General features: G+C 74.2%; 13 protein-coding genes and 1 pseudogene. 5 read left to right on the top strand and 9 right to left on the bottom strand.

Going from position 1 to position 12,312, the window contains the following annotated elements; all coding sequences use genetic code 11:
• The 3 genes and pseudogenes from BI06_RS50870 to BI06_RS18065 form a co-directional block, all read left to right on the top strand.
• Positions 1–323, top strand: a pseudogene (locus tag BI06_RS50870) (hypothetical protein); the annotation flags it as partial.
• Positions 324–463: 140 nt separating this feature from the next.
• Positions 464–910, top strand: a complete 447-nt coding sequence (locus BI06_RS18070; protein WP_030397154.1) for a sec-independent translocase — start codon at positions 464–466, stop codon at positions 908–910.
• 207 nt (positions 911–1,117) lie between these two features.
• A complete protein-coding gene (locus BI06_RS18065; RefSeq protein ID WP_030397155.1) occupies positions 1,118–1,792 on the top strand; it encodes a hypothetical protein in 675 nt (224 codons plus the stop codon).
• 89 nt (positions 1,793–1,881) lie between these two features.
• On the opposite strand, the gene BI06_RS18060 is transcribed toward BI06_RS18065, so the two are convergent.
• The 4 genes from BI06_RS18060 to BI06_RS18045 form a co-directional block, all read right to left on the bottom strand.
• Positions 1,882–3,042, bottom strand: a complete 1,161-nt coding sequence (locus tag BI06_RS18060; RefSeq protein ID WP_030392954.1) for an Mrp/NBP35 family ATP-binding protein — start codon at positions 3,040–3,042, stop codon at positions 1,882–1,884.
• Between the two features lie 56 nt (positions 3,043–3,098).
• Complete coding sequence (locus tag BI06_RS18055) at positions 3,099–3,695, bottom strand: DUF1003 domain-containing protein (protein WP_051741392.1); 597 nt, start codon at positions 3,693–3,695, stop codon at positions 3,099–3,101.
• Between the two features lie 49 nt (positions 3,696–3,744).
• Positions 3,745–5,052, bottom strand: a complete 1,308-nt coding sequence (locus BI06_RS18050; protein ID WP_030392952.1) for a magnesium transporter MgtE N-terminal domain-containing protein — start codon at positions 5,050–5,052, stop codon at positions 3,745–3,747.
• 173 nt (positions 5,053–5,225) lie between these two features.
• Complete coding sequence (locus tag BI06_RS18045) at positions 5,226–5,786, bottom strand: hypothetical protein (protein WP_051741220.1); 561 nt, start codon at positions 5,784–5,786, stop codon at positions 5,226–5,228.
• Positions 5,787–5,909: 123 nt separating this feature from the next.
• Between BI06_RS18045 and BI06_RS18040 the strand changes: the two genes are divergently transcribed.
• Positions 5,910–6,881, top strand: coding sequence for a DMT family transporter (locus tag BI06_RS18040; protein ID WP_369826145.1), 972 nt, complete (start codon positions 5,910–5,912; stop codon positions 6,879–6,881).
• 13 nt (positions 6,882–6,894) lie between these two features.
• On the opposite strand, the gene corA is transcribed toward BI06_RS18040, so the two are convergent.
• A complete protein-coding gene (gene corA / locus BI06_RS18035; RefSeq protein WP_030392949.1) occupies positions 6,895–8,019 on the bottom strand; it encodes a magnesium/cobalt transporter CorA in 1,125 nt (374 codons plus the stop codon).
• A 498-nt stretch (positions 8,020–8,517) separates the two neighbouring features.
• Here corA and BI06_RS18030 point away from each other — a divergent pair, with 498 nt between their 5' ends.
• Positions 8,518–9,159: a suppressor of fused domain protein gene (locus BI06_RS18030; RefSeq protein ID WP_078879826.1), complete on the top strand. Its 642-nt coding sequence runs from the start codon at positions 8,518–8,520 to the stop codon at positions 9,157–9,159.
• Between the two features lie 57 nt (positions 9,160–9,216).
• Here BI06_RS18030 and BI06_RS18025 read toward each other — a convergent pair whose 3' ends face one another.
• The 4 genes from BI06_RS18025 to BI06_RS50865 form a co-directional block, all read right to left on the bottom strand.
• Positions 9,217–10,077 (bottom strand): PHP domain-containing protein, encoded by an 861-nt coding sequence (locus BI06_RS18025; RefSeq protein ID WP_043469120.1) that lies wholly within the window; start codon positions 10,075–10,077, stop codon positions 9,217–9,219.
• 119 nt (positions 10,078–10,196) lie between these two features.
• Positions 10,197–10,835 carry a DUF6758 family protein gene (locus BI06_RS18020; protein WP_063764179.1) on the bottom strand — a complete coding sequence of 213 codons (639 nt, stop codon included), beginning with the start codon at positions 10,833–10,835 and terminating at the stop codon, positions 10,197–10,199.
• A gap of 375 nt (positions 10,836–11,210) precedes the next feature.
• Entirely contained in the window at positions 11,211–11,357 is a 147-nt protein-coding gene (locus tag BI06_RS52445) for a hypothetical protein (RefSeq protein ID WP_094745504.1), read from the bottom strand.
• Positions 11,358–11,804: 447 nt separating this feature from the next.
• Positions 11,805–12,312: alpha/beta fold hydrolase (locus tag BI06_RS50865; protein WP_369826144.1), on the bottom strand; the 508-nt coding region annotated here is incomplete at its 5' end.

Genomic DNA, 12,312 nt, shown 5'->3' with positions numbered 1-12,312 from the left:
CCGCGATCACCCCGGTGGTCCGGCCGGTCCCGCCGCGCGGTCGGCGCTTCGTCTTCGCCGCCGCCGGGGCGTTCTCGGTGGCCGCGGTGACGCTCGGCGGGGTCGGCGGCATCGCGGGCCCGGGCGAGGACCAGCACGGCACCGTGGTCAGCCCGGCCGGCAGTGGCGGCCGGGGCGGCATGGTCCCGATGAACGCCCAGGTGCCGGCGGCGGACCTGCCGGTCCGCCCGGTGGCGGTCACCCGGGGCGCGATGCCGCCGCACGACCTCCCCGAGCGCACGCCGAGCTCCGGCGTGGCCGGACTGCACCACGAGAACAGATAGACCTCACCGGGCCCTTCGGGTCCGCGGTCATCGGCGGGTCTTCACCACGGCTTCATCACACCGGGGGTCATGGACCCGCCGATGGCCATTACGCTGTGGGGAGCGTTTGTCCGATCCGCCCGCGACCGTAGGGAGCTTTGGTGTTCAGTGACGTGGGCACACTGGAGGTCCTGACCCTGGCCATCATGGCCATCGTGATCTTCGGTCCGGACAAGCTGCCGAAGCTGATCCAGGACACCATGGGGTTCATCCGGAAGATCCGGTCCTTCGCGGACACCGCGAAGGAGGACATCCGCAGCGAGCTGGGTCCCGAGTTCAAGGACTTCGAGTTCGAGGACCTCAACCCGAAGACCTTCGTCCGCAAGCAGCTGATGGGCGGCGAGGAGGACCCGCTGGGCCTCAAGGACATGCGGGAGTCCCTGGACATCCGCTCGGTGCTGGACGACAAGCCGGCCGCCCCGGTGAACGGGCACGGCCGCAACGGCAGCGTCTCCTTCGACAAGCCCGCCGCCGCCCCGGCCGCCGCGGCCGCCGGCGCCCCCCTCACCCCGGGCGAGCGCCCCCCGTTCGACCCCGACGCGACGTAACACGGCTCCGTCGGAGCTCCTTCGCGCCCCGCCGAACCGCACGGCTGAGCGGGCCCCGGCGTGCGCGCCGCTATTGTGCTGATTGTTCCCGCTGTGCCGTCCGTCACTTCCGGCCCCGTCCGGGCCCAAGTCGGTCGGCGGGGGCGCCGAGGTGCGCCACGATGGGAGCGCACCACGGCAGGCAACGTCGTTGAGGAGGCCCCGGGGATGGACGCGACGAGTCAGGCGGTGGGAACGGCCACGGCCGGCGGACCCATGGTCGGCGGACAGGCCGGCCCGGCGGACCCGCTGGTGCCCTACCTGTCCGCGGACTTCCCCTGGTACGGCCTGGACGCCGGCTGGTCCGGCCGCCGCTTCCTGCTGCCGAGCGGCTTCGGCGGCCCGCGCTCCGGCGCGCACGGCACCGTCGACTACGGCAGCCTGGGCCACGGCGAGGAGCCGGCCCGCCAGTACGAGCCGCGCGACATGCGCAAGTTCGCGGTGGCCGTCACCGTCGCCCGCCGGGACAGCCGGCGCAGCGCCGACAACACCGGCACCCTGGAAGCCACCTCCGCCGCCTCCGCGGCCTGGCTGGCCGGCTCCGGCCTGCTGGCCGCGACCTGGCCGGGCCAACTGGACCGCGCGCTGCGCCAGGACTGGCTGGACCAGCAGTCGGCCCTCGCCTGGGACCTCGCCGACGACCTGGACGGCCCCGGCTGGTCCACCCTCAGCCTCCCGGTGAACGGCCTGCCGCAGCCCTTCCGCTACCGCGAGTCCGAGTACGGCTGGGTCCTGGCCGGCGAGGCCCCCGGCGTCCTGCTGGGTGCCTACGGCCGCGGCATCAGCGCCTACGGCGCCGGCTTCGCCACCGTCCCCGACCTCACCGCCTACACCCGCCCGTAGGTCGGCGCCCCGCGCACACGACAGGGCCCGCCGGTTCGAACCGGCGGGCCCCTGTCGTGTGCGCGTCGTCGCGCGTCGTTGTCGTCCCGTCAGAACTTGTTCTTCGGGGTGAGGCCGAGGGAGAGGCCGGAGAGGCCGCGCTGGCGGCCGCCGAGCTTGCCGGCGACGGCGCGCAGGGCGGTGGCGGCGGGGGAGTCGGGCGCGGCCAGGACGACCGGGCGGCCGTCGTCGCCGCCCTCGCGCAGGCGGACGTCGATCGGGATCGAGCCGAGCACCGGGACGGTGGCGCCGACGGTGCGGGTGAGCGCGTCGGCGACGGTCTGGCCGCCGCCGGTGCCGAAGACGTCGATCATCTCGTCGCAGTGCGGGCAGGGCATGCCGGACATGTTCTCGATCACGCCGACGATCTTCTGGTGGGTCTGCACCGCGATGGTGCCGGCCCGCTCGGCGACCTCGGCGGCGGCCATCTGCGGGGTGGTGACGATCAGGATCTCCGCGTTGGGGACCAGCTGGGCCACCGAGATGGCGATGTCACCGGTGCCGGGCGGCAGGTCCAGCAGCAGGACGTCGAGGTCGCCCCAGTAGACGTCGGCCAGGAACTGCTGCAGCGCGCGGTGCAGCATCGGGCCGCGCCAGACCACCGGGGCGTTGCCCGGGGTGAACATGCCGATCGAGATGACCTTCACGCCGTTCGCCTGCGGCGGCATGATCATGTCCTGGACCTGGGTGGGCCGGCCCTCGACGCCCAGCATCCGGGGCACGCTGTGGCCGTAGATGTCGGCGTCCACCACGGCGACCTTCAGGCCGTCGGCGGCCATCGCGGCCGCGAGGTTGACGGTCACCGAGGACTTGCCGACGCCGCCCTTGCCGGAGGCGACGGCGTAGACGCGGGTCAGGGTGCCGGGCTTGGCGAACGGGATCTCGCGCTCGGGGGCGCCGCCGCGCAGCAGCTGGGAGAGCTCCTTGCGCTGCTCGTCGCTCATCACGTCGAGCTCGACCTCGACCTCGGTCACGCCGGGGACGCGGCCGACGGCCTCGCGGACCCGGGTGACGATGGTGTCGCGCATCGGACAGCCGGAGACGGTCAGCCAGACCTCGACCCGTACGGCGCCGCCCTCGCCGATCCCGACCGATTTCACCATGCCGATCTCGGTGATCGGGCGGTTGATCTCCGGGTCGTTGACGGTCGACAGCGCCTGGCGTACGGACTCTTCCGTGACGCCGGCCGCGACCTCTGTCTCGTTGGCCATGACTTGATGGTACGGCGCCGCGCGGGGGCCTCGTCCGGTCGGTGGCGTGCCGCGGGTCACAGCGTCCCGGAGGCCTCCCGGCGCTCGTCGATCTCTCTGAGCAGCGACTGGATCTCGGAGCGCACGCTGCCCAGCTCGGAGGCGATGAAGGCCCTGGTGGCGACCTCGCCGAGGCCCTGGCGCAGGGCGGCGACCTCGCGGGTGAGGTACTCGGTGTCGGCGATGTTGCGGTCGCTGCGGGCCCGGTCCTGCTCCATGTTGACGCGGTCCCGGTTGTCCTGGCGGTTCTGCGCGAGCAGGATCAGCGGCGCCGCGTAGGAGGCCTGGAGGGAGAGCATCAGGGTCAGGAAGATGAAGGGGTAGTCGTCGAACCGGACCACGTCGGGCAGCAGGGTGTTCCAGGCGACCCAGAGGATGATCACCACGGTCATCCAGACGATGAACCGTCCGGTGCCGAGGAAGCGGGCGATCCGCTCGGAGAGCTTGCCGAAGGCCTCCGGGTCGTAGGCCGGCAGGTTGATCAGGCCGGTGCGGGCGGTGCGCGGCTGGTCCAGCCGGCTGCGGGTGGACGAGCCCGCGGGGGCGGGCTCGGCCCGGCGGTCCCTGGCGCCCTCGCGGGCGCGCAGCTCGCGCAGCTGGCGCAGTTCCCGCAGCTCGCCCTGGAGCCGCTGGCGCGGGGTCTCCTCGCGCCGGCCCTTGCGGTCAGCGTCCACCGGTCACCTCCCTCTCGTCCCGTCCGTCGGCGTGCTCCTCGCCCGGACCGCCGTGCAGCGCGGCCTCCCGCCAGTCCTCCGGCAGCAGGTGGTCGAGCACGTCGTCCACGGTGACGGCGCCGACCAGGTGGTCCGCCTCGTCGACGACCGGCGCGGCGACCATGTTGTAGGTGGCCAGGTAGCTGGTGATCAGCGACAGCGGGGTGTCCGGCGGCAGCGGGTCGAGGTCGTCGTCGACCAGCGAGCCGACCAGGGTGTACGGAGGCTCGCGCAGCAGCCGCTGGAAGTGCACGGTGCCCAGGTACTTGCCGGTCGGGGTCTCGTTCGGCGGGCGGCAGACGAAGACCTGCGCGGCCAGCGCCGGCTTGTGGTCGGAGATCCGCACCCGGGCCAGCGCCTCGGCGACGGTGGCGTCCGGCTCCAGCACGATCGGCTCGGTGGTCATCAGGCCGCCGGCGGTGTTCTCCTCGTAGCTCAGCAGCCGGCGGACCGGCTCGGCCTCGTCCGGCTCCATCAGTTGGAGCAGGCGCTCGGCCTCGTCGCCGGGCAGTTCGGAGAGCAGGTCGGCGGCGTCGTCCGGGTCCATCGCCTCCAGGACGTCGGCGGCCCGTTCGTCCTTCAGCTTGCCGATGATCTCGACCTGGTCGTCCTCGGGCAGCTCCTCCAGGACGTCGGCGAGCCGTTCGTCGTCGAGTGCGGCGGCGACCTCGGCGCGGCGCTTGGCGGAGAGGTGGTGCATCACGCTGGCGAGGTCGGCGGCGCGCAGCTGGTCGAAGGTGGCGAGCAGGTTGGCGGCGCCCTGGTCCTCCTCGGGCAGGGTGAAGCCGGTGACGTCCTGCCAGTCCAGGGTGACGGTCTCGCCGCGGGCCTTGCGCAGCCGGCCGACCCGGCCCACCTGGACGAAGACCTTCCCGATCTCCCATTCGCGCAGCCGGGTCTGGCTCATCGCGACATCCAGGACGGTGACCTCCTGGCCGGTCTTGGTCCAGGTGACGGTGCGGTCGAGCAGCTCGGCGAGGACGAGGGTCTCGGCGGGGCGCTGCTCGAAGCGGCGCATGTTGATCACGCCGGTGGTGATGACCTGGCCGGACTCCAGACTGGTCACCCGGGTCATCGGCAGGAAGATCCGGCGCCGGGCGACCACCTCGACCAGCAGGCCGAGCACCCGGGGCAGCCGGCCGCCGATCCGCAGGGCGACCACGACGTCCCGGACCCGGCCGACCTGGTCGCCGTTCGGGTCGAAGACGGCGATGCCGGACAGGTGCGAGATGAAGACGCGGCTGCCTGGTCCTGCCATGGACTCCGGTCTCCCTCGCCTCGCTCGACGCGCCTCGCGGACGCCCGGCCGGGCGCGGCCACGCCCCGCGGCCAAGGCTACTCGGGCATCTCCGCCCGGGCTCGGTGAAAACGGGCGAATCGGGCGACCGGGGGAGGCGGCCCGACCGGGAGGGGGCCGGGTGTGGCGGCGCGTCAGCCCTTGCGGCGCTTCAGCAGCAGCTTCGGCAGCCCGGCGGGGATCGGCCGACGGGTGGTGGCCGGGGTGGGCATCGGCGCCGCCACGTGCGAGTCCTCCGGCATCGACCCGGGCCGTTCGGTGAGCTCGGCGCCCGACGTCCCGGCCGGCTCCAGCCGCAGCACCCGGCACTCGCGGGCCCAGCGGTCGGCGATGGCGTCGGTGTCCGGCGCGTTCAGCCGCTTGCCCTTCAGCTCCTCGACGGCGCCCTGCCAGGCCTCGCTCCGCGGGGCCAGCTCGACCACCCGGGCCGGCCAGCCGGTCAGCCGGCCGCCCTTGTCCTTGCTGCGGACGGTGACGGTCGCGCCCGCCCCGCCGGTGAGCCCGTGCAGCGGCTGCTCGGCGCCGTCGCCGACCACCACCACCGCGCCGTCGTGCCAGGCGTGCCAGAGCGCCCGCCCGTGCTCCTGGCCGTCCGCCCTGACCCAGAGCAGGCCGGACTTCTTCGCGGCCTCCTCCAGCAGGGCCCGGTCGAGGAAGTCGTCGGCGGTCGCGGCTGCGGCAGGCGTACGGTCCATGGCGCACAGCGTACGGCCTGCGCCGGGGGCGGTGTCTCGCGGTTCGGGCGACAGTTCCATGGGCGCCGCACGGGCCTTACGGTAGGAGCCGCCCGTACCGCCGACCGGATCCAGAGGAGCGCCGTGCCCGCCGCCCGGCCCGAGAGCGACGCCGCCGCCCTCCCCATCGCCACCACCCCCGTCACCGCCCCCGCCGCCACCGCGGGCCCGCTCCCCAGGACCGACCTGCTGCTGCTGGCCGTCTCCGTCGGCGCCATCTCGCTCTCCGCCCCGCTGATCAGCGCCACCGCCGCACCCGCCCTGGCCATCGCCTTCTGGCGCAACCTCATGTCGGTCGGCGTGCTCGGCCCCTACGCGCTGCTGCGCCACCGGGCCGAACTGCGGGCCGTCCCCCGGCGCGCGCTGCTGCTGGCGATGGCGGCCGGGGTGCTGCTCGCCGTCCACTTCGGACTGTGGATGCCCAGCCTGCGGATGACCTCGGTGGCCTCCGCGACCGCGCTGGTCACCACCACCCCGCTGTGGACGATCGTGCTGATGCGGCTGCTCGGGGTGCGGGCGCCCCGGATGGTGTGGCTCGGCACGGTGACCGCCTTCGCCGGCGTCCTGGTGCTCACCGGCGTCGACCTCTCGCTCTCGCCGCGGGCCCTGGCCGGTGACGCGCTCGCGCTCGGCGCGGGTCTCGCCGCGGCCGGCTACATGCTGCTCGGGGCCGAGGTCCGGCGGACCGTCAGCACCACCGCGTACACCCTGGTCTGCTACGCCACCACGGCGGTCGTCCTGCTCGCGGTCTGCCTGGTCGCCGGGACGCCGCTGTCCGGCTGGCCCGCCGGCGCGTGGTGGCAGATCGTGCTGCTGATGGTCACCGCCCAGCTGCTCGGCCACTCGCTCAGCAACCGGGTGCTGCGCACCCTCGGCCCCTCGGTGACCTCCACCGCGATCCTGCTGGAGACCCCGGGGGCCGCGCTGATCGCCGCGCTCTGGCTGGGCCAGTGGCCGCCGGCCGCCGCCTACCCGGCGGTGGTGCTGATCCTGCTCGGCCTGGTCGTGGTCGCCCGAGCCGACCGGAAGCGGTCCGCCGACCGGCCGGAGCTGTAGCCGCGGGCCCCGGCTACAGCCAGCCGTTGCGGCGGAAGCCCCGGTACATGCCGATGCAGATCAGCACCACGCTGCCGAGCACCATCGGGTAGCCGTAGCGGTGGTGCAGCTCGGGCATGTAGTCGAAGTTCATCCCGTACACGCCGGTGATCATGGTGGGCACCGCGAAGATCGCCGCCCAGGCGGTGATCTTGCGCATGTCCTCGTTCTGCGCCACCGACACCTGCGCCAGATTGGCCTGGAGCAGCGAGTTCAGCAGTTCGTCGAAGCCGTGCACCTGCTCGGTGACCCGGGCCAGGTGGTCCGCGACGTCCCGGAAGTACTTCTGGATCTCCGGGTCGACCAGCCGCTGCAGCGGCTCCGACAGCTGCTGCATCGGCCGCAGCAGCGGCGCCACGGCCCGCTTGAACTCCAGCACCTCGCGCTTGAGCTGGTAGACCCGCCCGACGTCCGCGCCCCGGCCGCCCCGGTTGGAGAACACCTCGAACTCGATCTCGTCCACGTCGGTCTGCAGCTGGTCCGCGACCAGCATGTAGTTGTCCACCACGTGGTCGGCGATCGCGTGCAGCACCGCCGACGGGCCCTTGGCCAGCAGCCCGGTGCCGTCCGCGTCGGCCTCCAGCCGGTGCCGCAGCTCCTTGAGCGAGCTGTGCCCGCCGTGCCGCACGGTGATGACGAAGTCCCGGCCGGCGAACACCATCAGCTCGCCGGTCTCGACCACCTCGCTGGTCGGGGTCAGCTGGTCGTGGTCGACGTACCGGATCGTCTTGAAGACGGCGAACAGCACGTCGTCGTACCGCTCGACCTTCGGCCGCTGGTGCGCGTGCACCGCGTCCTCGACCGCCAGCGGGTGCAGCCCGAAGCGCTGGGCGATGCCCTCGAACTCCGCCTCGGTCGGCTCGTGCAGGCCGATCCAGCTGAACGAGCCCTCGCCCTCGGGCAGTTGCTTCGAGGCCTTGACCAGCCGGGCGGCGTCGCGCGGGCTGCAGGTCTCGCCGTGCCGCCGGCCGTGCTGGTAGACCGCGCAGTCCACCACGGCCGACGGGGTCTCACCCGGGTGGATGGAGTCGAACAGGCCCGCCGCGGTGCGGCGGCGGTTGGTACGGACGGCTGCGCGCAGGCTGTTGATCATCGACATGGCAGGCTCCCTGGGGCAGGAACCGCCGCACGACGGCGTGGTGACGAACGGCCGCGGGGCGACGGCGGAGGAACACCGATGGAATCCGGCGCCTGCGGTCGCTCCCGGGCCTTGCTAGGGGCACACGGAACGGAACGACCGGACGTCGGTGGGGTGCTCTCCCGGCCGGACCGGAGGACCGCCGTGCCGTCCGCGCGGAGGGACGGAACCAGGGTGCCGGTGGGGAAGCCGGTCGGCTGTCGCCGAGACTCCCAGGGCCCGCTGTTTCAGTCCGCGTGGCGAGGGGTACGGGGAAGGCGTCCGGGCCGGGTAGAGCTGCCGGTACTGCATGGTCGGCTGGTATCCACCGCAACCACCTCCTTCGCGCCGCTGCCCCGGAGGAGGGAAAACTCCCCGGTGGCCAGTCGCTCACACTAACATCCGATCGGCCCTCGTCGCGCCCGCGTTCACGTAAAGGCCGTGCCAACGGCCCGGGGGCCGCGGGTTACGCTCACCGGCATGGCCCACGACTTCCCGCTCTTCGGCGACCCTTCCGGCGGCAGCGCGCACGGCCCCTCCCGGACGGCGGTCCTGGCCGCCGTCGAGGCCCGGCTGCTCACCACCTTCGGCGAGCCGGGCGGCCGCGCCGCCGTGACCTTCCTCGGTGCCGACCGGATCGAGGTGCTGCGCTTCGGCCCCGATGCCGAGGGCCTGGTCCGCTACGCCACGCTCGGCATGTCCGCCGCGCCGATGGCCGACCCGAGCGCCGCGGTCGCCGACCAGGTCCGCGGCCCGCGCGCGGAGCTCGTGCTGACGATCCGAGGCGGGCGCGACGGCGTGCTCCGTCCGCTGGCCACCTTCGCGGCCACGCCGCAGGTGGAGGGCCTGGTGGTGGCCCCCGGCGGTTCGCTGGACCTCGGTGCCCCGCTCTGGGACGGCGCGCCGTTCACCTCCGTCCTGGCGGCCGAGCCCGGCGGGCTGGTCGAGGACCTGGAACTGGAGGAGCCGGCCGACCCGGTGCACTTCCTGCCGCTGCTGCCGATGACCCCCAACGAGGCGGGCTGGAAGCGGGTGCACGGCGCGGCGGCGCTCCAGGAGCGCTGGCTCCAGCACGGGACCGATCTGCGCGACCCGGAGCGGCGGGGCGTCGCCCTGGACTGACGGCCGGGCCCGGGGCGACCGGGCGCGCGGCAGCCGGACCGGGAGCGCCCCCCGGGCTCAGCCGCCGATCGGCTTTGCGCCGGTCGCCTGCTCCACGAGCGCCTCGTACACCTGGGGGTCGGTGGTGTGCTCGCCCAGCCGGACCGTCTTGCGGCTGCCGTGGTAGTCGCTGGAGCCGGTGGTGAGCAGCCCCAACTCGGCGGCGAGGCCGCGCAGATGGGCCCGGGTCGGCTCGTCGTGGTCGATGTGGTCGACCTCCAGCGCGGCCAGACCGGCCGCCGCGAGGTCGGCGATCACCTGGTCGGAGACGGTCCGTCCGCGCTTCACCGCGCCCGGGTGGGCGAAGACCGGCACCCCGCCGGCCGCCCGGACCAGCCGGACCGCCGTGACCGGGTCGGTCTCGTGCTTGCGGACGTCCGCTCGCCCGCCGTTGGCCAGCCAGTCCGCGGTGAACGCGTCCGACACCGAGGCCACCACGCCCGCCTCGACCAGCGCGCTGGCGATGTGCGGACGGCCCACCGAGCCTTCCCCGGCGATCCGCCGCACCTGGTCCCAGCTGATGTCCGCGCCCAGTTCGCGGCAGCGCTCGACGATCGCCCGCCCCCGGCGGAACCGGTCGGTGCGCACCAGCTCGCGCTCCGCCGCGAAGGCGGGCTCGGCCGGGTCGAAGAGGTAGGCCAGCAGGTGCATCGAGATGTCGCCGGCCACGCAGGAGAGTTCCGCGCCCGGGACGAGCGTCAGCCGGGTGCCGGCGGGCAGCGCGTGCACCGCGTCGGCCGCCTCGGTGTGGCCGGCCACCGTGTCGTGGTCGGTCAGCGCCACCACGTCCAGCCCGGCCCCGACGGCCGCCGCGACCAGTTCGGCCGGGGTGTCGGTGCCGTCGGAGGCATTGCTGTGGGCGTGGAGGTCGATGCGCACGGGCGTGCTCCTCGGAGTCGGCGCGGCGCGGGCCGGCGCTGGGGGCCGGCGCGGCGGGCCGGCGGGGTGCCGCCCAGGATAGTGCGGCGGCGGCCGGCCTCCCGGCGACGGACGGGGCGTCAGCCGAGCAGGTGCGGCGACAGGGCGCCGCAGGGCAGCAGGTCCAGCTCCGCGCCGGCCTCCCGCAGGTCCGTCAGGACCAGTTCGTCGTACATCACCAGCGCCGACTGCTCGGGCCAGGCGACGGCCCAGAGCCAGAGCCCGCGGGCCTCGCCGACGAACACCGCGCGGTCCGCCGGGGCGTCCGGCACATGGAACATCGGGGTCGGTCGGCCGGCCGCCATCAGCTTGGCGTCGGCGGGCTTGTAGAGGGCCACCGACTCGCCCGGGTCGGGGCCGGACAGTCCGGCGTACCGGGCACCGAGGCCCACGCCGAGTTCCTCGGCCACCAGCACGAGTTCGCCGAAGCCGCCGAGCGGGGCCGGTCCCGAGCAGGCGACGGCGGTGGCCCGGGCGCCCGAGATGTCGTCGCCGACGTGCGCGATGCCGGTGTAGAGCCAGCCGACCGGGAGCGGCCAGGGCAGCCAGACGGGGACCTGGGAACGGGCGACGGCGACGCCGAGTGCCTCGATGCTCGGGGGCAGTACCGGCTGCATCGGGTGCACGGCGCCGTGCCGGTCGCACTGCCAGGTGTCTGAGAACAGACCGGGAGCGCGGACCCGACCGGCGCACCTCGGGCAGCTTGGCTCGCCCCTCATAGCCGACAACGCTCCTCCCTCCGGGCCGCCGCGTCAAGGACGATCACCCGTACGGAGGGCGGCTCGGCGGCACCTGTCGGTGGCGGGTGCCCGTCCGGCGCGGGGTGGGCGCGGTGCGGGCGGCTCCCGTTGGGAAATGTCCAGCGGGGGGCGGCGGCAAACGTCGGGGGTGTGCGCCGGGGTGCGCCCCGACGGAGTTCGAGCCGTGTTCGACCGGTGTTCGCGTCAGGGGCCGGAGCGGGAGGGTCCGAAAGCGCTGACGCCCCGTGCTCGCTGCGGCGATGACGGGGCGTCAGTCGGGTATGGGAACGTCCGGATCGGACGCGTCGGGCCCGGCGGCGGCGGAGTCCGGGGACTCCGCGGCGGCCGGCCCGGTCAGACGGCCGGGCACGGACGGATGAGCAGGCGTTCGCCGGTGCGGGCGGCGGCCTGGACGAGCTCGCGGACGGTCTCGGCGTCGGCGATCACGCGGTCGGTGGCGGTGCCGTGGGCGTCGTCCAGTCGGAGGATCTCGAAGCGCATGGGCGTTTCCTTTCCTGGCCCCGCGGCGCGGGGCGGTCGTGGCTGAGTGGGTATCAGCCCTTTCGGGGTCTGTCGGGTCGAGTCGTCGACCGGCTGCTGTCGCGGCAAAGAGGGCTCCCCCCTGATTGCCAAGGGCGCCGATGGCCCTCGTGAACCACACTGCGGTGGCGCTGCTACCGGGCCATTGCCCGTCCGTAACGTCCTGGTTTCGGATGGATCGCGTCGACCATGTGCCGACGTCACTGTCGACGATGTTTCCAGGACTGAATCAAATATTACCGCAACTAACGAATTTTGTCGCCCCCTTGTACCAGGGGGCCGCGGCGGCCGGTTGATCGGGGTCCCGCTCCGGGGCGGTGAGGGGTGCTCCGGAGCCGGTGGGAGCCGGGCGGGCGGCGGTACGGGGCGGTGGGCGGCGGTAGCCGCGGCGGCCGGGGCCGGGCGGGGTCAGACCCAGTGCGCCAGCAGCGCCTCGGCGGTGGCCGCCGGCTGCTCGGCGTTGGGGGAGTGCCCGGCGTCCGCGACGACCACCCGGCGGGCCCCCAGCCGCTCCGCCATCGCGGTCTGCTCCGGGACGGGCCAGGCGTAGTCGTGGACGCCGGAGACCACCAGGGCGGGCAGCCCGGCGGCGACCGCGGCGGCCAGCTCGGCCACCCGGTCCGGCGCGGCGACCAGGTGGCCGCCGGTGGTGATCAGCGCCTGCGGCACGTTCGCCAGCCAGCGGCGGTGCAGGAACGCGGCCACCTCGGGGGACGGCAGGCGGCGCGCCCGCTCCCCGTCGGCCTTCTCCATCTGCTGCATCACCTGCCAGATCTCCTCCAGGCCCATCGTGGGCAGGACCTCGACCAGCAGCCCGGTCCGCTCCGCCTCGGCCGGGTCGATCGCGCCGGGGCCGGTGGACATCAGCGTCAGCGAGGCCCACGGCAGCGGCGCGCCGCCGGGAGCCGCCGCCCCG

It is taken from the genome of Kitasatospora sp. MBT66, assembly GCF_000710405.2.
Classification (GTDB): domain Bacteria; phylum Actinomycetota; class Actinomycetes; order Streptomycetales; family Streptomycetaceae; genus Kitasatospora; species Kitasatospora purpeofusca.
Note: the sequence above shows the minus strand (reverse complement) of the source record. Positions and strands in the feature narration are given on the sequence as shown.

Coding starts and splice junctions, on each gene's coding strand:
- BI06_RS18065 (WP_030397155.1), top strand. CDS start 1,118: ATGGACGCGACGAGTCAGGCGGTGGGAACGGCCACGGCCGGCGGACCC.
- BI06_RS18060 (WP_030392954.1), bottom strand. CDS start 3,042: ATGGCCAACGAGACAGAGGTCGCGGCCGGCGTCACGGAAGAGTCCGTA.
- BI06_RS18050 (WP_030392952.1), bottom strand. CDS start 5,052: ATGGCAGGACCAGGCAGCCGCGTCTTCATCTCGCACCTGTCCGGCATC.
- BI06_RS18045 (WP_051741220.1), bottom strand. CDS start 5,786: ATGGACCGTACGCCTGCCGCAGCCGCGACCGCCGACGACTTCCTCGAC.
- corA (WP_030392949.1), bottom strand. CDS start 8,019: ATGTCGATGATCAACAGCCTGCGCGCAGCCGTCCGTACCAACCGCCGC.
- BI06_RS18030 (WP_078879826.1), top strand. CDS start 8,518: ATGGCCCACGACTTCCCGCTCTTCGGCGACCCTTCCGGCGGCAGCGCG.
- BI06_RS18020 (WP_063764179.1), bottom strand. CDS start 10,835: ATGAGGGGCGAGCCAAGCTGCCCGAGGTGCGCCGGTCGGGTCCGCGCT.
- BI06_RS52445 (WP_094745504.1), bottom strand. CDS start 11,357: ATGCGCTTCGAGATCCTCCGACTGGACGACGCCCACGGCACCGCCACC.